20 protein-coding genes and 1 pseudogene are annotated in these 25,946 nt (G+C 60.3%); 4 read left to right on the forward strand and 17 right to left on the reverse strand.

Annotated features, from left to right (window positions below; genetic code table 11):
* Positions 1-71: 71 nt before the first annotated feature.
* From dbpA to JTJ32_RS16175, 10 genes are all read right to left on the reverse strand, one after another.
* Positions 72-1,451, reverse strand: coding sequence for an ATP-dependent RNA helicase DbpA (gene dbpA, locus JTJ32_RS16130; protein WP_210042625.1), 1,380 nt, complete (start codon positions 1,449-1,451; stop codon positions 72-74).
* Positions 1,452-1,662: 211 nt separating this feature from the next.
* On the reverse strand, positions 1,663-3,072 hold the full coding sequence (gene mdtD, locus JTJ32_RS16135) for a multidrug transporter subunit MdtD (protein WP_210042626.1): 1,410 nt from the start codon (positions 3,070-3,072) through the stop codon (positions 1,663-1,665).
* Positions 3,073-3,082: 10 nt separating this feature from the next.
* On the reverse strand, positions 3,083-4,408 hold the full coding sequence (locus tag JTJ32_RS16140; RefSeq protein ID WP_099229456.1) for a TldD/PmbA family protein: 1,326 nt from the start codon (positions 4,406-4,408) through the stop codon (positions 3,083-3,085).
* Complete coding sequence (locus JTJ32_RS16145; RefSeq protein ID WP_210042627.1) at positions 4,408-5,850, reverse strand: TldD/PmbA family protein; 1,443 nt, start codon at positions 5,848-5,850, stop codon at positions 4,408-4,410. The genes JTJ32_RS16140 and JTJ32_RS16145 overlap by 1 nt, the downstream gene beginning before the upstream one ends.
* Positions 5,851-6,163: 313 nt before the next feature.
* Entirely contained in the window at positions 6,164-7,864 is a 1,701-nt protein-coding gene (betA, locus tag JTJ32_RS16150) for a choline dehydrogenase (RefSeq protein ID WP_210042629.1), read from the reverse strand.
* A 165-nt stretch (positions 7,865-8,029) separates the two neighbouring features.
* Positions 8,030-9,502 carry a betaine-aldehyde dehydrogenase gene (gene betB / locus JTJ32_RS16155; protein WP_210042632.1) on the reverse strand — a complete coding sequence of 491 codons (1,473 nt, stop codon included), beginning with the start codon at positions 9,500-9,502 and terminating at the stop codon, positions 8,030-8,032.
* Positions 9,503-9,608: 106 nt separating this feature from the next.
* Positions 9,609-10,202: a transcriptional regulator BetI gene (gene betI / locus JTJ32_RS16160; RefSeq protein ID WP_099229460.1), complete on the reverse strand. Its 594-nt coding sequence runs from the start codon at positions 10,200-10,202 to the stop codon at positions 9,609-9,611.
* Between the two features lie 230 nt (positions 10,203-10,432).
* On the reverse strand, positions 10,433-11,611 hold the full coding sequence (gene choV, locus JTJ32_RS16165; protein ID WP_210042633.1) for a choline ABC transporter ATP-binding protein: 1,179 nt from the start codon (positions 11,609-11,611) through the stop codon (positions 10,433-10,435).
* The gene (gene choW / locus JTJ32_RS16170) at positions 11,608-12,456 is read right to left on the reverse strand and encodes a choline ABC transporter permease subunit (RefSeq protein ID WP_180274405.1); all 849 of its coding nucleotides are present in this window, start codon (positions 12,454-12,456) and stop codon (positions 11,608-11,610) included. Before choW ends, choV begins: the two co-directional genes overlap by 4 nt.
* 64 nt (positions 12,457-12,520) lie before the next feature.
* Positions 12,521-13,468, reverse strand: a complete 948-nt coding sequence (locus JTJ32_RS16175; protein WP_099229462.1) for a choline ABC transporter substrate-binding protein — start codon at positions 13,466-13,468, stop codon at positions 12,521-12,523.
* Between the two features lie 912 nt (positions 13,469-14,380).
* On the opposite strand from JTJ32_RS16175, the gene gbdR reads away from it, so the two are divergent.
* A complete protein-coding gene (gene gbdR / locus JTJ32_RS16180; protein ID WP_004888066.1) occupies positions 14,381-15,484 on the forward strand; it encodes a choline metabolism transcriptional regulator GbdR in 1,104 nt (367 codons plus the stop codon).
* A gap of 75 nt (positions 15,485-15,559) precedes the next feature.
* Here gbdR and JTJ32_RS26780 read toward each other — a convergent pair whose 3' ends face one another.
* Both JTJ32_RS26780 and JTJ32_RS26785 read right to left on the reverse strand, forming a co-directional pair.
* Complete coding sequence (locus tag JTJ32_RS26780; protein ID WP_408004601.1) at positions 15,560-16,432, reverse strand: methyl-accepting chemotaxis protein; 873 nt, start codon at positions 16,430-16,432, stop codon at positions 15,560-15,562.
* Positions 16,415-17,185: pseudogene (locus JTJ32_RS26785) on the reverse strand (MCP four helix bundle domain-containing protein); the annotation flags it as partial. The pseudogene JTJ32_RS26785 and the gene JTJ32_RS26780, both read right to left, overlap by 18 nt.
* A gap of 419 nt (positions 17,186-17,604) precedes the next feature.
* Here JTJ32_RS26785 and JTJ32_RS16190 point away from each other — a divergent pair.
* Both JTJ32_RS16190 and JTJ32_RS16195 read left to right on the forward strand, forming a co-directional pair.
* On the forward strand, positions 17,605-17,838 hold the full coding sequence (locus JTJ32_RS16190; RefSeq protein ID WP_004888063.1) for a hypothetical protein: 234 nt from the start codon (positions 17,605-17,607) through the stop codon (positions 17,836-17,838).
* On the forward strand, positions 17,835-18,137 hold the full coding sequence (locus JTJ32_RS16195) for a cell division protein ZapA (protein WP_004888061.1): 303 nt from the start codon (positions 17,835-17,837) through the stop codon (positions 18,135-18,137). The genes JTJ32_RS16190 and JTJ32_RS16195 overlap by 4 nt, the downstream gene beginning before the upstream one ends.
* Positions 18,138-18,309: 172 nt before the next feature.
* Here JTJ32_RS16195 and JTJ32_RS16200 read toward each other — a convergent pair whose 3' ends face one another.
* Positions 18,310-18,570: a hypothetical protein gene (locus JTJ32_RS16200; protein WP_004888058.1), complete on the reverse strand. Its 261-nt coding sequence runs from the start codon at positions 18,568-18,570 to the stop codon at positions 18,310-18,312.
* 105 nt (positions 18,571-18,675) lie between these two features.
* Complete coding sequence (locus JTJ32_RS16205) at positions 18,676-18,906, reverse strand: DUF6124 family protein (protein WP_184321848.1); 231 nt, start codon at positions 18,904-18,906, stop codon at positions 18,676-18,678.
* Between the two features lie 382 nt (positions 18,907-19,288).
* On the opposite strand from JTJ32_RS16205, the gene JTJ32_RS16210 reads away from it, so the two are divergent.
* A complete protein-coding gene (locus tag JTJ32_RS16210) occupies positions 19,289-20,125 on the forward strand; it encodes a 23S rRNA (adenine(2030)-N(6))-methyltransferase RlmJ (protein WP_210042637.1) in 837 nt (278 codons plus the stop codon).
* A gap of 97 nt (positions 20,126-20,222) precedes the next feature.
* On the opposite strand, the gene msrA is transcribed toward JTJ32_RS16210, so the two are convergent.
* The 3 genes from msrA to aceF form a co-directional block, all read right to left on the reverse strand.
* A complete protein-coding gene (msrA, locus tag JTJ32_RS16215) occupies positions 20,223-20,870 on the reverse strand; it encodes a peptide-methionine (S)-S-oxide reductase MsrA (protein WP_099229466.1) in 648 nt (215 codons plus the stop codon).
* A gap of 147 nt (positions 20,871-21,017) precedes the next feature.
* Positions 21,018-23,711, reverse strand: coding sequence for a sensor domain-containing phosphodiesterase (locus JTJ32_RS16220; protein WP_210042639.1), 2,694 nt, complete (start codon positions 23,709-23,711; stop codon positions 21,018-21,020).
* Between the two features lie 610 nt (positions 23,712-24,321).
* A complete protein-coding gene (aceF, locus tag JTJ32_RS16225) occupies positions 24,322-25,896 on the reverse strand; it encodes a dihydrolipoyllysine-residue acetyltransferase (RefSeq protein ID WP_210042641.1) in 1,575 nt (524 codons plus the stop codon).
* Positions 25,897-25,946 lie beyond the last annotated feature (50 nt).

Here is a 25,946-nt window from a genome sequence, read left to right on the forward strand (position 1 = left end):
GGAGGTGACGCAATGCGTCACGGGCTGCGTGCCCGGGCGGGAGCGCGGGCACGATCATCATCCTTTTTGGGTTACAAAATCCGCACGCGCAGCGACTTGCCTTTGATCTTGCCGTTGTTCAAGCGCTCCAGCGCCTGTTTGGCCATGCTGCGCTCGACCGCTACGTAAGCCTGGAAGTCGAAGATCGCGATCTTGCCGACCTGCGTACCCGGAATACCGGCTTCGCCTGTCAGCGCACCAAGGATGTCGCCTGGACGCAGTTTGTCCTTGCGACCCGAGCCGATACACAGCGTGGTCATGGCCGGCAGCAGTTTGCCGCCTTCCTTGATGCTCAGCTGATCGTATTGCTGCCAGTTCAACGGTGCTTTCTGCAGCTCTTCGATGGCTCGGGCGCGCTGGCTTTCCGACGGTGCCACGAGGCTGACCGCGATGCCTTTCTCGCCTGCACGACCGGTCCGGCCAACGCGGTGGATGTGGATTTCCGAATCGCGTGCCAGCTCAACGTTGATCACCATGTCCAGTGCATCGATGTCCAGACCGCGTGCCGCCACGTCAGTCGCGACCAGCACCGAGGTGCTGCGGTTGGCAAACATCGCCAGCACCTGATCACGGTCACGCTGCTCCAGGTCGCCATGCAGGCCGACGGCAGACATGCCCTTGGCAGTCAGGTGATCGACCACTTCCTGAACCTGCTGCTTGGTGAAGCAGAACGCGACGCAGGAAGTCGGGCGGAAATGGCCCAGCACCTTGACCACCGCTTCCAGACGCTGCTCGGGGGATATTTCGTAGAAAATCTGCTCGATCTGGCTGTCAGCGTGCAGCGCCTCGACCTTCACGGTCTGTGGATCGCGCATGAACTTCGACGACAGTTGTTTGATGCCGACCGGGTAGGTGGCCGAGAACAGCAGGGTCTGACGACGCTGCGGGGTCTGCTCGATGATGTCGGCGATGGCGTCGTAGAAGCCCATGTCCAGCATGCGGTCGGCTTCGTCGAGGATCAGCGTGTTCAGGCCGTCCAGTATCAGCGAGCCTTTGCGCAAGTGCTGCTGAATGCGGCCCGGTGTGCCGACGATGATGTGCGCGCCGTGCTCCAGCGAACCGATCTGCGGGCCGAACGACACGCCACCACACAGGGTCAGCACCTTGATGTTGTCTTCCGAACGGGCCAGACGACGAATTTCCTTGGCCACCTGATCGGCCAGTTCGCGCGTCGGGCACAGGACCAGTGCCTGACAGCCGAAGAAGCGTGGATTGATCGGGTTCAACAGGCCGATGCCGAAGGCGGCGGTCTTGCCGCTGCCGGTCTTGGCCTGAGCGATCAGGTCCATGCCCTTGAGGATCACCGGCAGGCTCTGCGCCTGAATCGGTGTCATTTCGGCATAACCAAGCGACTCCAGGTTAGCCAGCATGGCAGCGGACAGAGGCAAAGTATTGAAAGCGGTGTTTGTCACGACGATGGACCTGCAAAACAAAAATGTCGCGCAGTGTATCAGGTCCCGGGGGCGGCTCAGATGGCGATGTCGATAAATGGCTGTCCAGCTTATTGGGCCCGGTTCAATGGACTGTGGGAGACGGCTTGCCGGCGATGCGTATTCCGGCGCGACCTATCAGTGATTGAACTGACGCCATCGCCGGCAAGCCGCCTCCCAGGTGGCAGGCGCGTCACACCTTCTTGCGCCCCTCACCTGCAGGCAGTTGCAGAAAAATCCCCGCCGCGAACATCGCCAGGATGCCGACGCTCAGGAAGGTCATATGGAACGCGCCCAGCACGTCGCTGACCTCGCCTGTCGCCACTTCGTCACTGAAGCCGCCCAGCAAGGCGGCGGCGCTGGCCACTCCCAGACTCAGCGACAGTTGCGCCACCACCGACAGCAGGCCGTTGCCGCTGGCCGCGCTGGCGTCATTCAGATCGATCAGGGTCACGGTGTTCATCGCGGTGAATTGCAGCGAGTTCACTGCGCCCAGAAGTCCCAGGTGCACCAGCAACACCCAGTACGGGGTGTCCACCTCGACCAGTGCGAAACTCGCCAGCAGTATGCCCAGCAGCAGCGTGTTGCTGGTCAGAAGGGTGCGATAGCCCAAATGTTCGATCAGCCAGCGCGCCACGGTTTTGGCGAACATTCCGGCGGCGGCCAGCGGCAGCATGCTCATGCCTGCCTCGGACGGCGAATAGCCCAACGCGACCTGCAGCAGCAACGGCACCAGAAACGGCAGCGCGCCGCTGCCGAGTCGGGCGAACAGGTTGCCCATGATGCCGACTGCGAAGGTGCGGGTACGAAACAGTGAGGGCGCGAACAGCGGCGCGTCGATGTGTCCTGCCCGCAGCCAGTAAGCCGCCAGGCAGCCCATTCCGGCGAACAACAGCAGCACCACCCGCATGTGCGGCAGTTTCAGTTCGCCCAGCCCCTCGAGTGCAATGGTGATCAGCACCATGGCTGCGCCGAACAGAATGAACCCGACCCCGTCGAAGCGGGTGCGCCCGCCGCCGGGGATGTCCGGGATGAAATGCTTGACCGCATAGCAGCCAATGATGCCGACCGGGATGTTAAGCAGGAAAATCCAGTGCCAGCTCAGGTATTCCACCATCCAGCCGCCCAGTGTCGGACCGAGCAACGGTCCGATGAGCCCCGGCACCGTGATGAAACCCATGATCCGCACCAGCTCCGAACGCGGATAGACCCTCAGCACGATCAGCCGCCCGATAGGCACCATCAACGCGCCGCCCAGCCCCTGAATCACCCGTGCACCCACCAGCATGCCCAGCGAATTGGACAGCGCGCACAGCAGAGAGCCGAAGCTGAACAGCAGGATGGCACTGAAAAAGATGCGCTTGATCCCGAACCGGTCGGCAATCCAGCCCGAGGCCGGGATCAGCAGCGCAATGGTCAGCATGTAAGCGATGACCACCGACTGCATCCGCAGTGGGTCTTCAGCCAGTGAGTGAGCCATGGACGGCAGGGCGGTGTTGAGAATCGTGCCGTCCAGGCTTTGCATGAAAAAAGCGATGGCGATGACCCAAGGCATCCAGCGAAGGGTCTTGTCGTCCATGACGTGCGTGGCAGAGTTGGCCATAAGCTCCTGGCTATAACGTGAGGGTCAGTCGGCTTATCAAAGCACCGGGCAATTGAATGGATCCTGTCTGGCGCTGACTGTAGGTACTCGATTGCAGAATGAGTTCCCTTTCATGCGTCAGATCTTCCAGTGCGCTGCCCAGCAGGCTGTAAGCGCTGTCGTCGAAACGCATGGTGCTGACCGGCGCGACAATCTTGCCGTCCTCGACCCAGAAGGTCGCGAAACGTGTCATGCCGGTCAGGCGTCCTGCAGCCTGATCGGAGAAGTTCAGGTACCAGAGGTTGCTGATGTACAGGCCAGTGCCGAGCTTTTGCAGCACCTGATCCAGCTCCAGTGAACCGCCGGCAATGTCCAGCGCACTGGGCCATTCGCCGTAATCGGCACCGTTGGCCTGCAGGTCGTATTCGGCGGCGCTGCTGGAGTCCACCAGTTGCTCGCCCGCCTTGCCGTCCGCGACGAGGGACAGATCCTTGCGCGGGTAGCCCTCACGCGAAAACGCAGGCGACAGCGAACCACTGACCTTTTCCTGGATGCTGACCAATGGACTGAACTGCGCGTCGCCGTTGTACAGGCGCTGCAAAGGGCTGCGTTTGCTGGCAATCGCCTGCGCAGAAAACCCACCCCAGCTCAGCATGCCGATGACTTCGTCCAGCGCCGCCGGAGCCAGATAGGCACGGTACTGGCCGGGTTCGAGGGTATGCAGCGGGCGACCCAGATAATCCAGTTGCTCGCGGGCCTGCTCGAAGCGACGGCTGAACGCCTCGTTGTCCCAGTCATGACCAGCATAGTTGGCCTTCACGGCCTGACCGTTTTCGTGAAACAGGCTCCAGTCGAAGTTGAAGCTGTTGGCCTGATGCCAGCCCAGCGCACCCCATGAACTGGCGAAACCCCGGTACAGCGGGCCTGAAGCATAGAAACCGACCAGGTCCAGTCCTTGAGCCAGTTCGCTGATCCGTTCTACGACCTGCCCGCTGTCAGGCAGCGGATTCTCCTGAACGTTATTGCTTTGCCACGCCTGCGTGTTGGGCAGCAGATACGGGTCCTTCGACAGCAGCGGCAACGTTTCGCGCAGTTGCTGAAGGGCATCGGTCAGACGTTGGGCATCGGTGTCGTTATCGCCGGACAGCGTCACTTCCAGATTGGCGTGGCGGCCGTCATCAATCAGTTTCAAGCTCAGAATGGCCTGCTGCACCTGCCCGGCCTGGCGCACCTGGCCGTGGTTGAAACGAATGAAATCCGACGCCTCGGCGTCATAGGCCAGGGTGAACTGTTCGGTCGGGCGGATGGCCGCCTTGAGCAAGGCGACCAGCGCCTCGAATTGCTGTTGCTGAGTCATCAGGCATCTCCTCCAAACACATCGACCTGGCTGAAGACACACGCGGGCGTCGCGTGGCCGACCCGGATCACCTGGTTAGGCTCACCCTTGCCGCAGTTCGGCGTGCCCAGCACCTTGAAGGTGCTGGCATCGCCCACTGCGCTGAGGCTCTTCCAGAAGCGTGCGGAAATCGCCCGATAGTTGGGGTTCTTCACCACGCCTTTGAGTTCGCCGTTCTCGATCAACTGGCCCCATTCGCAGCCGAACTGGAATTTGTTGCGCGCGTCGTCGATGGACCACGAACGGTTGCTCGACATCAGAATGCCGTGCTCGATGTTGCCGATCAGGCTGTCCATCGATTGATCACCCGGTTCGATGTTCAAATTGGCCATGCGATCGATGGGCGGTCGGTTCCAACTGCTGGCGCGGCTGTTGGCCACGCCGTCCAGGCCGCTGCGGTATTGCGACAGTGCGCCACCCAGCGGACGTTGCAGCAGGCCGTCGCGGATCAGGAATTGCTTGCTGGCCGCTGTGCCTTCGTCGTCATGGCCATAACTGGCGAGCTGCTCGGGGATGTCCGGGTCGAACGTCACGTTGAGCAGGTTGGAGCCGTACTGCAGGGTGCCGAAATCCGACATCTTGACGAAGCTGGTGCCTGCGTAATTGCGCTCGTCGCCCAGAATCCGGTCCAGTTCCAGCGGGTGGCCGATGGATTCGTGAATCTGCAGCACCATCTGGTCCGGCATCAACAGCAGGTCGCGCTGGCCGGACGGTGTGTTGGGCGCCAGTATCAGCTGTAACGCCTGATCGGCGACTGTCGCTGCCGCGCCGATCAAACCACAGTTGCTCAGCACTTCAACGCCGCCCTGCTGGCCAAAGTTCTGGCCCCCCAGGCTGCGGGTCTGGCTGTCGGTTCCGTCGTAGGCCGTGACGCTCACGCCCGGAAAGACAAAGCGCTGCGCCTGGCGCAATTCGGCACCTGCGCTGTTTAAGTAAATCTGTTCGACCGTTTCCAGCCCCAACTCGGCTTGCCAGTTGACGAGCCGGTCGTCTTTCGGGACGGCCGTGGACTCGCTCATCAGCAGGCCGATGCAGTCGCTCAGCGACGGGAAAGCCTGGTTGAAGTTTGGCGAGAAGTAGTCGGCCTTTGCAGTGGACACGGGCTGTTCGCTCAGGTCCAGCAACGCATGTGGCGCCAGACGGCGAGCCATGGCCTCGGCCTGATTCAGGGCGGTCTGCAGACCGTTTTGGGAAATATCATGGGTCGCGGCGTAAGTTTCGACGCCATTGAAGCGCACCGTCAGCATTGCCCCTTCATCGGCGAACAGCGAAGGCGGCTCGGCCACGTTCTTGCGCACAGACAGACGCTGACCGTTTCGACGGACATAACGCACGGAAAAGAATTGCGCATCACTCTTGAGGGCAGCAAACCGCTGCTTGAGCTGAGCGGAGAAATCGAACATGCAGACAAGCTCCTTCTTGAGGGCGGTCGGTGAAGTCCGGACGGTCTTGTGGACCGATTGCCTTGAAGACGGAGATTAACCCGAGGACGGGCCGCGCTGCACCCATAAGGTTGAGATAGACGCTTGCGTGGCCCTTGGACGAAGTATCTGACTGAGTGCATATCCCCTGGAAGGCGGCTTGCCAGCTATGGCGTACGTTCAGTCACCGATAGGTCGCTGCTTGAAAAGCATCGCCGGCAGGCCGCCTCCCACCGTCCGGTGGTTGCAGCAAGACAGGTGTATGACGCTGGGCGCAGAGCCCAGGCGTGATCAATTATGCCTGGTGCGTGACCTCGCGCAGCGGCTTGCCACGCGCTGGCTTGTCGCCAGCCACGAAGTAGTCCGCAGTGCTGCGCGGCAGGGGCTGGCGGCCGCGGATCTTGTCGGCGATTTTCTCGGCGATCATGATCGTTGGCGCGTTCAGGTTGCCGGTGGTGATGATCGGCATGATCGACGCATCCACCACGCGCAGGCTCTGCATGCCATGCACGCGACCCTGACCATCGACCACAGCCATCTCGTCGGTGCCCATCTTGCAGGAGCAAGACGGGTGATAGGCCGTCTCCGCATGTTCACGCACGAACTGGTCCAGCGCCTCGTCCGACTGCACGTCAATACCGGGGCTGATTTCACGACCACGGTACGGATCCAGCGCAGGCTGCTGCATGATTTCGCGTGTCAGGCGGATGCCGTCACGGAATTCCTGCCAGTCCTGCTCGGACGCCATGTAATTGAACAGAATGCTAGGGTACTCGCGCGGGTCCTTGGACCTGACGTGCACGCGGCCACGGCTTGGCGAACGCATTGAGCCGACGTGAGCCTGGAACCCATGCTCCTGCACGCCCTTGGTGCCGTTGTAGTTAATCGCTACCGGCAGAAAGTGATACTGAATGTTCGGCCACTCGAACGCTTCGCTCGAACGGATAAAGCCACCGGCTTCGAACTGGTTGCTGGCGCCGATGCCGGTGCCGAGGAACATCCATTCCGCACCGATTGCAGGCTGGTTCCACCACATCAGGGAAGGGTAGAGCGACACAGGCTGAGTGCAGGCGTATTGCAGGTACATCTCCAGGTGATCCTGAAGGTTCTGACCGACGCCCGGCAGATCGTGAACCACAGGAATGTCCAGCTTGTTGAGCAGCTCGGCCGGGCCGACGCCGGAGCGCTGAAGGATCTGCGGCGACGCGATGGCGCCGGCACACAGCAGGACTTCCTTGCGGGCACGGGCTTCATGGCGGGTGTCGCTGTCGCCCACCAGATACGCCACGCCTGTGGCACGCTTGCCTTCGAACAGGATGCGGTCGGTCAGGGCATGGGTGACGATGGTCAGGGTCGAGCGCTTTTTCGCTTCGTCCAGATAGCCACGCGCCGTGCTGGCGCGGCGGCCCTTGGGCGTCACGGTACGGTCCATCGGGCCGAAGCCTTCCTGCTGATAACCGTTAAGGTCGTCGGTACGCGGGTAACCGGCCTGTACGCCTGCTTCGACCATGGCGTGGAACAACGGATTGTTGCCAGCCTTGGGCGTGGTGACGCTCACCGGACCGTCGCCGCCGTGGTAGTCGTTGGCACCGATGTCGCGGGTTTCGGCCTTGCGGAAGTACGGCAGGCAGTCGAGGTAGCTCCAGTCTTCCAGACCGGGTTCCTTCGCCCAACCGTCATAGTCCATCGCGTTGCCACGGATGTAGCACATGCCGTTGATCAACGACGAGCCGCCTAGGCCCTTGCCGCGACCGCACTCCATGCGGCGGTTGTTCATGTGCGGCTCTGGCTCGGTCTCGTACGCCCAGTTGTAGCGGCGGCCTTGCAGCGGAAACGCCAAAGCCGCAGGCATCTGGGTACGGAAATCCAGACGGTAGTCCGGGCCACCGGCTTCCAGCAGCAGAACGGTGACGCCTTCGTCTTCGGTCAGACGGGCTGCCAGAGTGTTACCGGCCGAACCGGCACCAATGATGATGTAATCGAATTCCTGGGACATAAATGCGCCCTCTTCAAGGTAGGTGGGGCAAATGCAAATCAGCGCGGGTCGAGCAGCTTGTGGCTCGACCCCTAGCACCCCATGCTAGTGCGCTACTTGAGGCGGGCCTCTTCACGAGATGGCTCGTGAAGGCCTCGCCTCAGACGAAATTCAACTCAACGAACCTCAGAAAACCGACGCGTAGTCACCCAGCTCGATCTGTACCGACTTGATTCGTGTGTACTGGGCCAGCGAGCTGATACCGTTTTCACGGCCCACACCCGACTGCTTGTAACCGCCGACCGGCATTTGTGCCGCCGACTCGCCCCAGGCGTTGATCCAGCAGATGCCGGCTTCCAGCAGATGGATCACACGATGAGCGCGGTTCAGGTCGCGGGTCACGATGCCGGCCGCCAGACCGAAATCGGTGTCGTTGGCGCGGCGGACCACTTCGTCTTCGGTGTCGTAGCCGAGGATGCTCATCACCGGGCCGAAGATCTCTTCGCGCACGATGGTCATCTCGTCGGTGCAATCGGTGAACACGGTTGGCGCGACATAGGCGCCTTTGGCGAACTCACCGCCAGTCAGTCGCTCGCCGCCACACAGCAGACGTGCGCCCTGTTCCTTGCCCTTGGCGATGTAGCCCAGCACGCTTTCCATGTGCTCGAAGCTCACCAGTGGGCCAAAGTTGATGTTTTCGTCTTCCGGGTTACCGGCACGAATGCGCTTCACACGCTCAAGGATCTTCGCTTCGAACTCGGCCTTCAGTGCGTTCGGTACGAATACGCGTGTGCCGTTGGTGCAGACCTGACCCGAGCTGTAGAAGTTGGCCATCATCGCGATGTCGGCAGCGCGATCCAGATCGGCGTCTTCGAACACGATCAGCGGCGATTTGCCGCCCAGCTCCATGGTCACTTCCTTGAGCGACGAACTCGAAGCGCTGGCCATGACTTTCTTGCCGGTGTCGGTGCCGCCGGTGAAGGAGACTTTCTCGATGCGCGGGTGCTCGGTGATCCAGGTGCCGACTTCACGGCCGCTGCCGGTCAGCACGTTGAACACGCCGTCCGGTACGCCCGCTTCGGTGTAGATTTCGGCCAGTTTCAAGGTGGTCAGCGAGGTGACTTCACTTGGCTTGAAGATCATCGCGTTGCCTGCGGCCAGCGCTGGCGCGGATTTCCACAGGGCGATCTGGATCGGGTAATTCCACGCGCCGATCCCGGCCACCACACCCAGCGGCTCGCGGCGGGTGTAGACAAAGGATGAATCGCGCAGCGGGATCTGTTCGCCTTCGATGGCGGGCACCAGGCCTGCGTAGTACTCCAGCACGTCAGCGCCGGTGACGATGTCGACGTAACGGGTTTCCGAGATGGCCTTGCCGGTGTCCAGTGTTTCCAGAGCGGCCAGTTCATCGTTGCGCTCTCGAAGGATGTCGACGGCACGACGCAGGATGCGCGAACGCTCGACTGCGGTCATGGCGGCCCAGATTTTCTGGCCCTTTTCAGCGGCGACCACGGCGCGCTCGACATCTTCCTGACTGGCGCGCTGGATCTTGGCCAGCACTTCGCCGTTCGCCGGGTTGATGGAGTCGAAGGTCTCGGAGTTGCTGGCATCGACATAACCGCCGTCGATGTAAAGTTTTTGCAATTCAAAACGGGCCATAAAGTCCTCGCAAATTCAGTGGGGGAGGCGATGACTGATTTCAGTGTGCCGGAAACATTGGGCAACACGGTGGTGCAGTCGTTCGGTGATGGCGCTTCGAAAGCGCTCAGTTCGCCGATTTCGCCAATTGAAAATCCATGTATTCGTAAGCGATCCGTTGCGCTTGCTCGGTGTCGAATGCATCGCCTGACAGCGCGCCTCTCAGCCACAGCCCATCGATCAGGGCTGCGAGCCCGCGGGCTGCGTTGCGTGCCTGTTCCAGCGGCAAGGCGCGACGGAACTGACCGCACAAATTCGAATACAGGCGATGGTCGTTGATGCGCTGCAAACGGTGCAGCGACGGGTGGTGCATGCTGGTTGCCCAGAAGGCGAGCCAGGTTTTCATGGCCGGGCCATTGACCTGGCTGGCGTCGAAGTTGCCTTCGATGATCACTTGCAGATGCGCACGCGGACTATCGTCGGTCAGGGCCTGACGGCGGTCTCTGACGGTCTGGATCAGTGCATTCATCAGATGGCGCATGGTGGCTGCGATCAGGCCGTTCTTGTCCTGAAAGTAGTGACTGATGATGCCGTTCGAAACACCTGCAAGGCGGGCGATCAACGCGATACTGGCGTCGCCCATGCCGACCTGATCGACCGCAGTAAGCGTGGCCTGGATCAACTGTTGGCGGCGGATGGGTTGCATACCGACCTTTGGCATAAGCGCGATTCTCCCGAGTGGCTGAAGTGATCGTTATACCGAAATGGCTGGCACAGTCTAAAGATTTTTAATTGAACGATCAATCAATAAAAAACATTGGGCGTGATCAGAGCGCGGGAGATGAGTGATCATTCCCGCGTTTCAGGCTCAGGATGCAGTCGGGACGTCATGCATCCCAAAGGGTCTGATCATGCTGCTGCATCAGGCGCATGAGTCCTGATGCAGTGCGGTCAGCCGTGGTTCTTGCCCAGCAGTGCGTGATACAGCTCGGTGTCGCCGAGGATGCCGACGACCTGATTGCCGTCCTGCAGCACCAGTTTGTTGCCAGTCTGGTAGCGGATCTGCAACGCGTCGCGCATGCCGATGTTGGAGTGCACCAGGGTGGGGCGGCGGTCCAGCGTGTTGACGTCCTGGCCCGGCGTCCAGTTCTGCAAGTCCAGCGCGCCGGTGCCTTGGCGTGCGCCTTTGATGACATTGCCTTCGGCCAGATCCAGCCAGGAGTCGCCGCCCGGATCCAGACACACCGAGCCGTTGACTCGGGTGCATTGATCGACCGTGCGCATCAGGCTGCGGCCGCACAGCACGTTCAGCGGGTTGGTGTGAGCGACGAAGGTACGCACGTACTCGTCTGCAGGATTGAGGACGATCTGCTCCGGCACGCTGTACTGAACGATGCGGCCGTCTTTCATGATTGCGATGCGGCTGCCCAGTTTCAGCGCCTCATCCAGGTCATGACTGACGAACACGATGGTCTTGCTCAGCTTGCTTTGCAGCGCCAGCAGTTCGTCCTGCAGGCCCTGACGGATCAACGGGTCGAGCGCCGAGAACGGTTCGTCCATCAGCAGAATGTCGGCGTCCATGGCCAACGCACGGGCCAGGCCAACGCGCTGTTGCATGCCGCCGGAAAGCTCGTCCGGCTTCTTGTTGCGCCATTGCGTCAGGCCGACCAGTTCCAGCTTTTCGTCCACCAGCTTGCGCCGTTCCTTTTCAGGGCGACCCTGCATTTCGAGGCCGAAGCTGATGTTCTCGCGCACGGTCAGCCAGGGCATCAGGGCGAACTTCTGGAAGACCATGGCGATGCGTTTGGTGCGCATCATCTTCAGTTCAGCCGCCGTGCAATTGGCTATGTTGATCTGCGAGCCTTCGTGCTCGACGAACAGCGAGCCACGGCTCACGGTGTTGAGGCCATTGATGCAGCGCAACAGGCTGGACTTGCCGGAACCGGACAGGCCCATCAGCACGCAGATTTCGCCTTTCTCGATCTCCAGTGTGGCGTTTTCCACACCCACGATCTGCCCGGTTTTCTTGAGGATCTGGTCACGCGTCAGGCCTTCGTCCAGCAGCTTGAGGGCCTCACGCGGGTCCTTGGAGAAGATGACGTCTACCTTGTCGAATTTGATAATACTCATGCGTCGGACCCTACCTTGGCTTCGGGTTGTTTGCAGATGCGGTCGAGCATGATTGCCAGCAACACAATCGCCAGGCCCGCCTCGAAGCCCAAGGCGATATCAGCGGTGTTCAATGCGTTGACCACGGGTTTGCCCAGACCGTCGGCACCGACCAGCGCGGCGATCACCACCATCGACAGTGACAGCATGATGCACTGGGTGATACCGGCCGCGATGCTGGGCATGGCGTAGGGCAGTTCGATGCGTGTCAGCAGTTGGCGGCGCGAGGAGCCGAAGGCCTTGCCCGCGTCCAGCAATTCATGAGGCACGTCGCGGATGCCCAGATAAGTCAGGCGGATCGGCGCGGCGATGGCGAACACCACCGTCGAGATCAGGCCGGGCACCACGCCCAGACCGAACAGCGTCAGCGTCGGAATCAGGTAAACGAAAGTGGGCACCGTCTGCATCAAGTCGAGCAGCGGGCGGATGACCGTGTAGAACATCGGCTTGTGCGCGGCAATGATGCCCAGCGGCACGCCGATCACGACACAGACCATGGTGGCGAACAGCACCTGTGCCAGCGTTTCCATGGTTTCCTGCCAGTAATGCAGGTTCAGGATCAGCAGGAACGAAAGAATGACGAAGACCGTCAGGCCCCATTTGCGCTGGATGAAATGGGCGAGTGCGGCGATCAGGCCAATCAGTACCAGCGGGTTGAACCAGGTGAGGGCGAAGGTCAGCCCGTGGATCATCATTTCCAGTGTCGAGGCAATCGCATCGAAGTAGTCGGCACCATTGCGTGTCAACCAGTCGACGAACGCCGCGATGTACTCGCCCAAAGGGATTTTATGATCAGTCAGCATGATAGTGATTGTCCGCTTGCGGGGGAAAGTGAAGACAGCAGGCGGGGCCGGCCCGCCTGCTGTCGGCTTACTGGGTCAGCTTGGCCTTGGCAGCCTCCAGGCCTGGTTTGCCGTCAACGGTGTTCACACCCGCCAGCCAGGTGTCGAGCACTTGAGGGTTCTTCTTGATCCACGCCTTGGCGGCGGCATCCGGCTTCATCTTGTCGTCGAGCACGTTACCCATCAGCGTGCTTTCCATGTCCAGCGTGAACGACAGGTTCTTGAGCAATTGGCCTACGTTGCTGCATTCCTGTGTATAGCCCTTGCGGGTGTTGGTGTAGATAGTCGCCTGGCCGTAGTTGGGGCCGAAGAATTCGTCGCCGCCCGTCAGGTACTTCATCTTGAAGCGCTTGTTCATCGGGTGCGGTTCCCAGCCCAGGAACACCACGTCGGTATTGCGACGCGTGGCACGATCAACCTGCGACAGCATGCCCGCTTCGCTGGACTCGACCACCTTGAAGCCTGCGTCCTTGAGGCCGAAGGCATTCTTGTCGATCATGCTCTGGATCAAGCGGTTGCCATCGTTGCCGGGCTCGATGCCGTAGATCTTGCCGCCCAGTTCCTTCTTGAATTTGGCGATGTCGGAAAAGTCTTTCAGACCCTTGTCGTAGAGTGCTTCAGGAACGGCCAGCGTGTACTTGGCGTTTTCCAGGTTAGCGCGTACGGTCTCGACGGTGCCGGCTTCGCGATAAGCCTTGATGTCGTTTTCCATGGTCGGCATCCAGTTACCCAGAAACACGTCCATGTTCTTGCCATCCGCCAGCGATTTGTAGGTCACGGGAACGGAGATCATGGTGGTCTTGGTCTTGTAGCCGAGCGATTCGAGTACGGCGCTGGTCACTGCGGTGGTGACGGTGATGTCGGTCCAGCCGACATCGGAGAAGTTCACGGTATGACAGGCTTCTGGTTCGGCGGCCTGAGCCAGCACCGGTATACAGAGCGTGGCGGCCAACAGTAACGGTTTGGAACCTTTCATCGGGGTGGACTCCTTCAAGTTTCTTCTTGGTCACCCACTCACCGTTTCATCAGGTGAGCGCTGACGCGACTTATGTGTTGGCGAAGCATTTCGCGAAGCTCCATCACTGCGCCTGGCGATCGAGTCGAGGCCGATCATGTAACAGGCAAAATCAAACGCATACTGGGGGCGTCGTATCCAGTACAGGCGGGGTCGCATCCAGTGTGCGCAAGGTCGCTTACAGATTTATTCCATCGTGCAAGCGCACTTATGCAGGGGTAGAGCAGCCAGAAAACGGCCAAAAACGTCTTCTGGCTGTGCTGCTCGAGGCCTGTGGCGCTGATGGGTATGGGCATGTCGGTGCCGGGCGTCGAGCACTTGCGTGAACGTACATGCTGCGGGCGATGCGGCTCCAGCGTAGCAGAGCCGGACCGAGGCTATCGGGCCTGAAAACGGTCATGAGCCCGTTCATGACGAGCAGCGCCTTCGCGAGCGCGGTCTTTTTGAGGGGGTTGTTCCGGGTTAGTTCCGGGATGGCAAAGTCATGACCCGATCCTGATACTTTGAAGGGCTGCTCGATTTTCGAACACCGGCGCCGAAAGCCGCCACCTTTTAGCGCGAAATCCGGGCTGGCACCTTGCCTGCTTCCCTGTGCTTTGAGTAGCACTCCTCAAGCGCCTACACGTGTGCCGTTTCCTTCGAGTGCTACCGAATTGCTCACACGGCACCGCACTGCGCGGATCTCCACGTCGCAAACAGACAGGCACGTCGCTACCGGATAGACGCATCGCGACGTCGTTTTCAGGGATTATTGAATGGCTGGTCAAATTCAGGCACGGGATTTGCGATGTCATTACAAAGCCCTCGACGGATGAGGGCTATAACAAGAGCCTCGCCTGAGGCCGACCCCGCCACGTGAGAGGAGATAATGTGATGACATCGTTCAATCAAGGGGCTCAACCCCAGAACCGCGCCCCACAATCCATCGGCTTCCTGCTGCTGGACAACTTCACACTGATCTCCCTTGCGTCAGCGGTAGAACCTCTGCGAATGGCCAACCAATTGTCCGGCCGTGAGCTGTATCGCTGGACGACCCTGAGCGTGGACGGTGGTCAGGTCTGGGCCAGTGACGGCCTGCAGATCACTCCGGATGCGGCGATGCATCAGGCGCCCGTCATGGACACCGTGATCGTCTGTGGTGGTGTTGGCATTCAGCGCACCGTTACCCGCGAGCACGTGAGCTGGCTGCAAAGTCAGGCGCGTCAGTCCCGTCGTCTGGGTGCGGTGTGCACCGGCAGCTGGGCGCTGGCCTGTGCAGGTCTGCTGGACGGTTTTGATTGCAGCGTGCACTGGGAGTGTCTGGCGTCCATGCAGGAAGCCTTCCCACGAGTGGCGATGAGCACACGTCTGTTTACCCTCGACCGTAATCGTTTCACCAGCTCCGGCGGCACAGCGCCGCTGGATATGATGCTGCACCTGATCAGTCGCGATCATGGCCGCGAGTTGTCGGCGGCCATTTCCGAGATGTTCGTCTACGAGCGCATCCGCAACGAGCAGGACCACCAGCGCGTGCCGCTCAAGCACATGCTGGGCACCAATCAGCCCAAGCTTCAGGAAATCGTTGCGCTGATGGAGGCCAATCTCGAAGAGCCGATCGACCTCGACGAACTGGCCGTCTACGTCGCCGTTTCCCGCAGGCAGCTGGAGCGGTTGTTCCAGAAATACCTGCACTGCTCGCCATCGCGCTATTACCTGAAACTGCGTTTGATCCGTGCACGGCAACTGCTCAAGCAGACGCCGATGTCGATCATCGAAGTGGCGTCGGTCTGTGGTTTTGTCTCCACGCCGCATTTCTCCAAGTGCTACCGCGAATACTTCGGCATCCCGCCGCGCGATGAGCGCGTAGGCTCCAACACCGCACAGCAGGTCGCCATGATGCCGATCCCGCAGGCACTGGTACTGGCACCGCTGTCAGGGCCGATGTCGGCACTCAGTCAGGCACGCAATGAATCGACGTTTGCGAGTGTCAGGCTGTAGAGATGTGATCGCGCTCAGGACCGCACGCTCTGCGTCACACTCCTGAGCGGACGCAGAGCACTGGCGAGGCGCTGATCAGAGGCTGAAGCGCCCCACCATGCTGTTCAAATCAACCGCCAGACGCGACAGCTCTGTGCTGGCTGCGCTGGTCTGGTTGGCGCCGGTGGTGGACTGTGCGGACAGGTCGCGGATGTTGACCAGGTTGCGGTCCACTTCACGCGCCACCTGCGCCTGTTCTTCGGCCGCGCTGGCGATCACCAGATTGCGCTCGTTGATCTCTTCCACCGCGGTGTTGATGGTATCCAGTGCCAGGCCTGCGCCCTTGGCGATGCTCAAGGTCGATTCGGCCCGCTCCGTGCTGTTGCGCATCGATGTTACAGCTTGCTCGGTACCGCCCTGAATGCTGCCGATCATGCGTTCGATTTCACTGGTCGACTGCTGAGTGCGGTGGGCGAGAGCGCGGACTTCGTCAGCCACGACCGCAAACCCACGACCGGCTTCACCGGCACGGGCAGCCTCGATGGCCGCGTTGAGCGCCAGCAGGTTGGTCTGGTCCGCGAGACCGCGAATCACGTCCAGCACCTTGCCGATGTCACGGGATTCATTCGCCAGATTGCTGATCAGTTCGGCGGTTTCCTTCACATCGCCGCTCATGCGTTCAATGGCACCGACGGTTTCCAGGACCAGATCACGACCGTCACCTGCCGAAGCGGTGGCGTTGCGTGAAGCTTCAGAAGTGCTGGTCGCGTTGCGCGCCACTTCCTCCACCGCGCTGGTCATTTCATTGACCGCAGTCGCTGCCTGCTCGATCTCGTTATTCTGCTGCACCAGACCGCGCGCGCTTTCATCGGTCACGGCATTGAGTTCTTCGGCGGCAGATGCCAGCTGTGTGGCCGAACCGGAGATGCGCTGCAATGTGTCGCGCAGCTTGTCCTGCATGGTTTTCATGGCCTGCAACAAGCGACCGGCTTCATCAGTTCCATCAACCTTGATCGGCTGAGTCAGATTGCCCTGGGCAATGGTTTCGGCAGCGTTCAGCGCAGCGGCGATCGGTGTCGTGATGCTTTTGATCAGCATCCAGGCAAACACCAGGGTCAACAGGGTAGCCGCGACCAGCAGGGCGATGACCATGTCGAACGCCGAGTCGTATTCTTCGGCAGCCTGCTTCTTCACCTGTATCAACTGCGCGGTGTTGATCTCGACCAGTTTGATCAGTACGGCATTCATCTGGTCGGAGTTGCTGAGCATGTCCTTATTGAGCAGATCCTGCAGCTCATCGACCTTGTTGGCGAGCGTCAGTGTCTTCATGCGCGACTCGAGCTCACGGTACTGTCCTAGCAACTGCACATACTGGTTGTAAAGGTTGCGCTCGTTCGGGTCGCTGATCAGTCTTTCGTAAATGGCCTGGGCATCGTTGATCTGTTTGTTACGCATGGCCAGCAGTTCGATGGTCTTCTGCTGGATGTCCGGCTCGCGGTTTACCAGCAAACGGTACGACAGCACTCGCAAACGGATGCTGACCTCTGCAAAACGATCAAGGCTCTTGATGCTGGGCACATTGTTATCGGCCAGCACCTCGGTCGCGCCGCGGATCTTGCTCATCTGGGAAAGCGCGAAAACGCCGAGGATCAGCATCAGCGCGCCGATCATGGCAAAACCGAGAAAGGCGCGCGGGGCGATATTCATATTGCGAAGGGACATAGAAGGCTTCCAGAGTCAGGGTGCGCAATCCATGCGGCAGAAACAATAAGTAACGTGAATGCGTGCCTATCGGTCGAACCACTGAGGACTTGAGCGTAATGGGCTGCCCTGTCGACGTTCGATTCATGACGTTTTTTTCATCCATGGACGATTACCCTCGCAAAGCCTTGAAAGTACTGGCGATAGGGGGTTCCGGCATATGGCATCTTGCCCACGGGCTGTGCGTTTATGTCGCAGGCAGAAATGCTCTGACGAACAGCCGGAACAAGATCCCCGAATCGCAGTCACAAGCCCCCCATGCGTTCCGTTACAGACGTGTCCATGGCGTAAGACGCCAGCGCCGCAGGGCCTGAGCGCTGGCATGCGCAGTGACTTTTCTTTATCGTGTGCGCCCGTTGAAATTTGCTCGAGTAATCAGAATGTTGGAAGCCTCCCTAAGCCAGTTGGAACACCTTGTCGGTGATCTGGTGCAACAGAACCAGAACCTGCAAAACACGAATGCCCAGCTCACCGCCGAGCTGGCCAAAGTCAGGGATGAAAACGACAGCTTGCAATTGAGCCTGATGGAGCAGGAAGAAAAGCAGGGCAGCACCGCCGCCCGCATTCAGGCACTGGTTGATCGGGCGACCAGCGCCAGCGCTGTCGAGGCATGAACTTCGACAGAAACGGGGTGACGGTCCTGTCCATCCTGGGCAATCAGTATTCGGTGAAGGCGCCGGAAGGCGAGGACGTCAAACTTCTTCAAGCCGCCGCCATGCTCAACGCCTCGCTGGCCGACACCAAACGCAAATACCCGACCCTGATCGGCGACCGCCTGCTGGTGCTGGCCGCGCTGAACTTGTGCTCCCAACAGATCGACCTGAAGGACAAGCACAAGGGCGAACTGGCGCGGTATGAAGATCAGGTCAGTGCGACGGTTGATGTGATTGCCAAGACCCTGTCGCAGGGGTGAGTGCGGGCTCGCCGCAGACACTGGACCGTGGGCGGCTTGCCGGCGATAGCGTCAGTTCAATCACTGGCCTTGTGTCTGAAAAGCCGCTTCGCCGGCAAGCCGCTTCCTACCTGATCAGGTTTCGTCAGTCAGGCAGGTTTTGTCTGAAGACGCGCTTCGCGTCACACCCGGCTCAGCCCTGACTCTGTCTGTAAGCCGCAAGCGCGGGCAACAATTGCTGGTCGATGGCCTGGCGCACGGCGGGCAGGATGGTTGCGCTGCCGGTCAGGAGTTGTTCGACCAGACGCCGCAGCGCGGTGGCGCGTTCGGCGTTGAGGCCGCGTACGACGTGGGCACAGGCCTGTTCGGCTGTAGCGCCGCCGGGCATGTCGAAGCCCAGCGCCCTGAATTGGCCAATCAGGTCTTCTTGATCAATCAGGTCCGCGTGCATCATGGCGTGTCTTTCCTTGTTCAATTTCCCTCGATTCTGGTAGCAGCCTTGTGCGCGGGCAACCCTCTTGAGCCGACAATGGCTGGATTGGCTATGAGCGTGTCGTTTTCAGTCGGTGGCCATGTTGTCGAGGGTCAGGTCCACCATGGTCTTGGCCATTTCCGTCAGGTGCATGATCGACAGGGTCAGGTCGCGTTGCGCGCCGCTCATGCTGTCGCTGAATTCATAGGCGCTGGTGACGGCGCAGCGCAGCAGGTCGCTGGCGTGCATGAGCGCGTCTTCCTGACTCAGGTCGGGGTTGGCTTTGAAAGCGGGCAGGGCGGGGACCATTTTCAGCATTTCAGATGACTCCTAATCGAATATCGGTAGGTCGTCACCATCGGCTACTAATCGAAGGTGGCGGCCATGCGCAGGTAGTAGCCCGGTGATTAGGAACCGGTGCACCCGAAGATGCCCTGACGCACGGCCACCATAAAATGCAGGCCATAAAAAAGCGCCTTTCACAGGTGGCGCATTGCGCCTAATCACACCGAGGGCTACTACTCCTCATCGCTGAATTTGCAGCGACCGGCGCAGAGTAGTGACCGGGATTGACAGACACAAGGGCCAGGGAGTTTCTCGGAAATGTCCTGCAAATGAAAGGGACTGGTCCTGCAAATTCGTTACAAATTCTTGTTCATCGCTCAGTTTTGCTAAACTGCGCAGCCTTCCAGGAGCTGCCATGAATTACCGTCACGCCTACCACGCCGGCAACCACGCCGACGTGTTCAAACACATCGCACTGACTCGCTTGATCGCCCTCATGGCGCGCAAGGAGCAGCCGTTCGCCTACCTCGACACCCACGCAGGCCTCGGGCTTTACGACCTCAAAGGTGATCAGGCCACCCGTACCGGCGAATGGCTGGAAGGCATTGGCCGTCTTTGGGAGGCGGAGGACGTGCCTGCGCTGGCTGCCGATTATCTTCAAGTGCTGCGCGACATGAACCCCGATGGCGAGCTGCGCTATTACCCCGGCTCCCCCGAGCTGGCCCGCCGCCTGACCCGCGAGCGCGAGCGTGTGCTGCTCAACGAGAAGCACCCGGAAGACGGACGTCTGCTCAAGGAAAACATGAAGGGCGACCGCCGCGTTGCCGTTCACCTGGGTGAAGGCTGGCATGTGCCGCGTGCATTACTGCCGGTGGCCGAGAAGCGTGCGGTGATGCTCATCGATCCGCCGTTCGAACAGTTGGACGAAATGAAGCGCTGCGCCGTGGCGCTGAAGGAAACCATCGGCCGCATGCGTCAGACAGTGGCGGCGATCTGGTATCCGATCAAGGACCCGCGCCTGCTCAGACGCTTCTATCAGGATCTCGCCGAAACCGGCGCACCCAAGTTGTTGCGCGTCGAATTGTACGTCCACCCGCTGGACACCCCGGCCAGCCTCAACGGCTCAGGCCTGGCCATCGCCAACCCGCCATGGGGTCTTGAAGAAGAGCTGCGCGAACTGATGCCGTATCTGGCCGACAAACTGGGCCAGACCCAGGGCGGCTGGAAGATGGATTGGTTGATTGCGGAGTGATGGAGCGCGCGTGACTGAGTGTTCTCACGCGCCCGCGTGGTAACGCCTCTCTGGATGCATGCCCACGCTTGGCGTGGGCACGATCAGTGCGTAGCGATCAAGCCGGCAGACAAACCCCGGTGCCGCCCAGGCCGCAGTAGCCCTGTGGGTTCTTGGCCAGATACTGCTGGTGATACGCCTCGGCGAAGAACACCGTCGGCGCCTCTTCGATTTCAGTGGTGATTCCGCCCAGACCGGCCTTGCTCAGTTCTGCCTGAAAGACTTCGGCACTGGTTTTGGCCGTATCGAGTTGTTCAGGCGTGGTGCAGTAGATCACCGAGCGGTATTGAGTGCCGATGTCGTTGCCCTGACGCATGCCCTGGGTCGGGTTGTGAGCTTCCCAGAACACTTTGAGCAGCGACGCATAGCTGATCTTTTCAGGCTCGTAGACCACCAGCACCACTTCGGTGTGGCCTGTCAGGCCTGAGCAGACTTCTTCGTAGGTCGGGTTCGGCGTGTGTCCGCCTGCGTAACCAACCGCAGTGCTCACGACGCCTTCCTGTTGCCACAGGCGACGTTCTGCGCCCCAGAAGCAACCCATGCCGAAGATGGCGAATTCCACGTTGTTGGAGAACGGCCCCAGCAGAGGATTGCCGTTGACGTAATGGGTCTCGGGCAGCGCCATGGGTGTTTCACGGCCCGGCAGTGCTTGTTCTTTGGTAGGCAGTACGTTCTTGTTCACTAGAATTTCCGAGCGCAGAGTCATGAACCATATCCTCTCGTTTAGAGACAGGCAGCAGGGGCCAGGACAGATGAATACCTCTACATAAGTCCTGTTACACGCAGAAACAAGTGCTGCCGTGTAAAAACAGACCGACAGTGTGCCCGACTGGGCAAGGTGCAGGAAGAGGGATCAGGCCGGCGGTCGGCGCGGGTAACGCTGCAGTTTTTTGATCAGCTCTTCGCCCGGGATGGGTCTGTCGAACAGATAACCCTGCCCGACGTCGCAGCGGTGACGGCGCAGGAACGCCAGCTGGGCGGCGGTTTCAATGCCTTCGGCGACCACCTTGAGCTTGAGGTTGTGGGCCATGGCGATGACTGCCGAGGTGATTTCCATGTCGTCTTCATCATCCGGGATATCACGGATGAAGCTGCGATCGATCTTGATCACGTCGATGGGAAATTTCTTCAGGTAGCTGAAAGACGAGTAGCCAGTGCCGAAGTCATCCATGGCCAGCGACAGGCCGAGTTTCTTCAGCGAGTCCAGTTGCTGGCGCGTGTCTTCGGTGGCTTCCAGCAGCAGGCCTTCGGTCAGTTCCAGTTCCAGCAGCGACGCATCCAGCTCTTCCTCTTTGAGGATCGAGGCAATCGAGGACACCAGATCGGGGTCGGAGAACTGTTTGGGCGACACGTTGATGGCCACTTGCAGATTGCCGAACCCGGCTGCGGTCAGGTCTTTGCTCATACGGCAGGACTGGCGTGCGACCCACTTGCCGATGGGAATGATCAGGCCGGTTTCTTCCGCCACGCTGATGAACTGATCGGGACGAATCATGCCCTTTTCAGGGTGGTTCCAGCGCAGCAGCGCTTCCATTCCGATCAGCCTGCCGGACAGCAGGCACAGCTTGGGTTGATAGAAGACTTCCAGCTCGTTCTGCGTCAGGGCACGGCGCAGGTTGTTCTCGACGAACAGCTTGTAGCTGGCTTCAGCGTTGAGTGCTTCGGTGAACACCTGTACTTGATGTTTGCCGTTGGCCTTGGCCTTGTGCAGCGCCAGGCCCGCATTTTTCATCAGGGTCTGCGGATCGCGCCCGTGCAGTGGCGCGCAGGCCAGGCCTACAGAGCCGGTCACACTGATCAACTGGTTATCGACGAACATCGGCTTGTCCAGCGTTGCCAGGACCTGGCTGGCGATGTTCTGACCCGCTTCCTGATCGGTGTGATCGAGCAGCACGGCAAATTCGTTACTGGCAAAGCGTGCCAGTACGTCGGTCGGGCTCAAGGTATTGCGCAGGCGGCGTGCAAGGCTGATCAGCAGCTTGTCGCCGGTCTGGTGGCCAAGGCTGTCGTTGATGCGCTTGAAGTTGTCGATATCGACCAGCAGCAGACTCATGGGCGTATCGGTGTCGCGGTCGAAGCGCTCGTCCAGATTGCGGATGAACGCCGGCCGGTTGCCCAGGTTGGTCAGGTTATCGGTGTAGGCCAGGCGTTCGATGCGCTGCTGGGCCAGCTTGCTCTGGGTGATGTCTTCGTAAATGCCGATGTAATGCGTCAGCTCGCGGTTGTCGCCGTACACCTTGGAGATCGACAGCTGGCTCCAGTAGGGTTCCAGATTCTTGCGGCGGCTCTTGAACTCGCCCTGCCAACTGTTGCTGGTCGTCAGGCTGGAATTGGCTTCCAGCAGCAATTCGTTGAGGTTTTCCAGCGCCGGCAATTCAGAAAGCTTGCGACCTGCCACCTCTTCGGAGCTGTATTGGGTGATGGCCGTGAAGCTTGGGTTGACGTACTCGACCACGCCGTCGCAGTTGACCAGCAGAAAGGCATTGGCGCTTTGCTCCACCGCACGCTGGAACAGGTGCAGCGCGTTGGTCGCCGCCCGGCGGTTGAGGTTGTTGATGACCTGCGCGAACTGATCGGCCAGCTCACCGGCGAAGGCTATCTCGTCGGACTGCCACTCACGGGTCGAACCGGTCTGCTCAAGGCACAGCACGCCCACCACCTGACCGTCGATGCGAATGCTCGCATCGAGGGTGGCGTTGGTCTGCTGCGGGTGGAGACTTTCGGCCAGCTCCCGGGTGCGAGGGTCGGACTGAATGTTGAATGCATCAATCGCCCTGCTGGTGTGCAGGGCGTTGAGGTAGCCGGGGTACGGGCTGACATCGATGAACGAGCGAGGATGATAGTCGCCAGTCTGCCGGTGGTAATCGGCGATCGGCTCCATGCGCTTGTCGTTGAGGCTCCAGATGCTGGCGCGGTCCACGTCGTAGATGACGCAGGCGCTTTTGGTGATCAGCTCGGCCGCTTCCAGCAGGGTATTGGTGGTGGTGTAGCGATGCCGCGTCAGGCGCAGGATCAGGTCCTGCTGAGCCCGGACGCGCTCCAGATGCGCGTATTGATCACGCTGGGCGCGCTGGTTCAGCTCCAGGGCGATCTGCAGGCGCGAGTTGCGGGTTTCCAGGTCATTGTCGACAGCCACTTCGCCTTCTGCGAGAGAGTCTTCGACGATGAGGAAATAGCCACGCAACAGATGGCGATTGTGCTGCTTGTAGGCTTCACCGATTTCCAGCAGGCCAACCGGGCCTCTGGGCGTGTGCAGGGTATAGCGAATGCTGTAATTGTTGGACGTCGCCAGCTGCAGTTGCACCTCATCGTGCAATTGGTAGCGCGCTTCGGGCTCCATCAGACTGGCGTAGGGCGATCCAATCAGGGCGCAGAGATCCACGGCAGGCAGGCCGAACTGTTTTTCACAGTTAGCGTCGAGGTACAACAGCGCCCAATTGGCTTCGTTAAGCCGCTCGAAACGCAGCATGCCCAGGCGCGAAGGCACAGGCAATTGCGTCACTACCTCGGCTGCGGATCTACCGGCAGCATCGGTCTGGCTCTTCATCAACAAATTCGCTTCCGGAATACTGATTGCGTTGGGCCAAAGGCCTGTTTCCGCGTATGGCAAGGTTGCATCATGCGGCCCATGCTTACAAGAGACCACGGTGGCTTAGTGCTATAAAAGTGTCGGCCGCAAGGGCCAGTTCTTCAGCGCAGATGATCGGATAGGCTAAACGATTCAGTTTTGAAGGAGCCGAGGTCTGTCGTTAGTGGGGAAATGGTCGCGCATAAAACAGCCGATGGCTCGTGAAATTGATGGTTTCGACGTGCGTTGTGCAGGCATTGGCTTCCGAGCTGCACTTCCACGCGCAGCGCTCATCGTCATACAAAAAGCCTTCACGGAGGAACACGATGATCGTTCCCACGCTCTTGCGTGGGAACGCCGCCGAGGACGCGCTTGAATGTGACGCAGCGCATCACGGGAGCCATGCCCACGCGGAGCGACGGGCACCGGAGCGTGAGGACGATCACCCGAATCCCATGAGGCTCTGCGTCAGGTCGACGAAGGAACCGGCAGGCAAAAAAAGCCCCGCTTGAAGGCGGGGTTGAGGTTCGAGCGTGGCAGCTCGTAAACACGTGCGGCAAGGCCCGCTGTGAGGCAGGCCTGCTCGGGCTTACAGCAGGATTGTGCGGATGTCCGCCAGCAATTCGCTCAAGCGCTTGGTGAAGCGGGCAGCGGCCGCGCCGTTGATCACGCGGTGATCGTAGGACAGCGACAACGGCAGCATCAGCTTTGGCTGGAAGGCTTTGCCGTCCCAGACTGGCTGGATGGTTGCCTTGGAAACACCCAGGATAGCCACTTCCGGCGCGTTGACGATTGGCGTGAAGCCAGTACCGCCAATATGCCCGAGGCTGGAGATGGTGAAGCAGGCGCCCTGCATGTCGTTGGCGGTCAGCTTCTTGGTGCGTGCCTTTTCAGCCAGTGCAGCGGCTTCGGCAGCCAGTTGCAGCAGGCTCTTCTGATCGACGTCACGGATGACCGGGACCAGCAGGCCGTCCGGGGTATCCACTGCGAAACCGATGTGCACGTACTTCTTGCGGATCACAGCCTTGCCGCTTGGAGCCAGCGAGGCGTTGAAGTCCGGCAGCTCCTTGAGCAGGTGTGCGCAGGATTTGAGCAGCAGAGGCAGAACGGTCAGCTTGACGCCTGCCTTCTCGGCAGCGCCTTTCTGCGCGACGCGGAAAGCTTCCAGTTCGGTGATGTCGGCCTGGTCGAATTGCGTGACGTGCGGGATGTTGAGCCAGCTGCGGTGCAGGCCGGTCGCACCCAGTTGCATCAGGCGAGTCATCGGCACTTCTTCGATTTCGCCGAAACGGCTGAAATCGACTTCCGGAATCGGCTGGATGCCCATGCCGCCGCTTGCGCCGCCAGCCGGCGCGTCTTTGGCCTTCTGCATCATGGCCTTGACGTAAGCCTGAACGTCTTCCTTCAGAACGCGGCCGTGCGGGCCGGTGGCGCTGACGGCGTTCAGCTCGACGCCGAATTCACGGGCCAGTTGACGAACTGCCGGGCCTGCATGGACCTTGGCGCCGTCTTTGGCCGGTGCAGCCGGTGCTGGCGCGGCGTCCGCCTTGGGAGCAGGTGCTGCGGCCGGAGCCGGCGCGGCTTCAGTCTTGGCCGATGCGGCCGCCGGTGCGCTGGCTGCCGGAGCAGGCGCGGCGGCAGGGGCTGCGCCTTCGACTTTCAGCTTGAGGATCAGGTCGCCGGTGCCGACTTCCTGGTCCAGTTTGACTTCGATGCTTTCGACAACGCCCGCAGCAGGAGATGGAATCTCCATGCTGGCCTTGTCGGATTCCAGGGTGATCAGCGATTGATCGGCCTGGATGCTGTCGCCGACCTTGACCATCAGTTCGATGATCTTGGCCTTGCCCGACGAGCCGATGTCCGGCACGTGGATGTCCTGTACCGACGCGGCAGCAGCAGGTGCGGCCTCGGCCGGTGCGGCAGCCGCTTCGCCTTCGATTTCCAGCTCGAACAACTCGTCGCCTTCTTTCAGGCGGTCGCCCAGTTTGACCTTCATGGCCTTGATCACGCCCGCCTTGGGGGCAGGGATTTCCATGCTTGCCTTGTCGGACTCAAGCGTCAGAACGCTCTGGTCAGCTTCGATGCGATCACCGACCTTGACCATCAATTCAATGACTTCACCTTCACCGTTGCCGATGTCGGGTACGCGAATTAGCTCACTCACTCTGTATCTCCTTGGGAGAACCTGTTCACTCACGAATACGCTGGTTCAGT

The sequence above is a fragment of the Pseudomonas alliivorans genome (assembly GCF_017826695.1).
GTDB lineage: Bacteria > Pseudomonadota > Gammaproteobacteria > Pseudomonadales > Pseudomonadaceae > Aquipseudomonas > Aquipseudomonas alliivorans.

What these genes read in the sequence shown, in the direction of transcription:
- mdtD (WP_210042626.1), bottom strand. Translation starts at nt 3,072, where the DNA reads ATGGCCAACTCTGCCACGCACGTCATGGACGACAAGACCCTTCGCTGG.
- JTJ32_RS16140 (WP_099229456.1), bottom strand. Translation starts at nt 4,408, where the DNA reads ATGACTCAGCAACAGCAATTCGAGGCGCTGGTCGCCTTGCTCAAGGCG.
- JTJ32_RS16145 (WP_210042627.1), bottom strand. Translation starts at nt 5,850, where the DNA reads ATGTTCGATTTCTCCGCTCAGCTCAAGCAGCGGTTTGCTGCCCTCAAG.
- betA (WP_210042629.1), bottom strand. Translation starts at nt 7,864, where the DNA reads ATGTCCCAGGAATTCGATTACATCATCATTGGTGCCGGTTCGGCCGGT.
- betB (WP_210042632.1), bottom strand. Translation starts at nt 9,502, where the DNA reads ATGGCCCGTTTTGAATTGCAAAAACTTTACATCGACGGCGGTTATGTC.
- betI (WP_099229460.1), bottom strand. Translation starts at nt 10,202, where the DNA reads ATGCCAAAGGTCGGTATGCAACCCATCCGCCGCCAACAGTTGATCCAG.
- choV (WP_210042633.1), bottom strand. Translation starts at nt 11,611, where the DNA reads ATGAGTATTATCAAATTCGACAAGGTAGACGTCATCTTCTCCAAGGAC.
- JTJ32_RS16175 (WP_099229462.1), bottom strand. Translation starts at nt 13,468, where the DNA reads ATGAAAGGTTCCAAACCGTTACTGTTGGCCGCCACGCTCTGTATACCG.
- gbdR (WP_004888066.1), top strand. Translation starts at nt 14,381, where the DNA reads ATGACATCGTTCAATCAAGGGGCTCAACCCCAGAACCGCGCCCCACAA.
- JTJ32_RS26780 (WP_408004601.1), bottom strand. Translation starts at nt 16,432, where the DNA reads ATGAAAACCATGCAGGACAAGCTGCGCGACACATTGCAGCGCATCTCC.
- JTJ32_RS16190 (WP_004888063.1), top strand. Translation starts at nt 17,605, where the DNA reads ATGTTGGAAGCCTCCCTAAGCCAGTTGGAACACCTTGTCGGTGATCTG.
- JTJ32_RS16195 (WP_004888061.1), top strand. Translation starts at nt 17,835, where the DNA reads ATGAACTTCGACAGAAACGGGGTGACGGTCCTGTCCATCCTGGGCAAT.
- JTJ32_RS16200 (WP_004888058.1), bottom strand. Translation starts at nt 18,570, where the DNA reads ATGATGCACGCGGACCTGATTGATCAAGAAGACCTGATTGGCCAATTC.
- JTJ32_RS16205 (WP_184321848.1), bottom strand. Translation starts at nt 18,906, where the DNA reads ATGCTGAAAATGGTCCCCGCCCTGCCCGCTTTCAAAGCCAACCCCGAC.
- JTJ32_RS16210 (WP_210042637.1), top strand. Translation starts at nt 19,289, where the DNA reads ATGAATTACCGTCACGCCTACCACGCCGGCAACCACGCCGACGTGTTC.
- msrA (WP_099229466.1), bottom strand. Translation starts at nt 20,870, where the DNA reads ATGACTCTGCGCTCGGAAATTCTAGTGAACAAGAACGTACTGCCTACC.
- JTJ32_RS16220 (WP_210042639.1), bottom strand. Translation starts at nt 23,711, where the DNA reads ATGAAGAGCCAGACCGATGCTGCCGGTAGATCCGCAGCCGAGGTAGTG.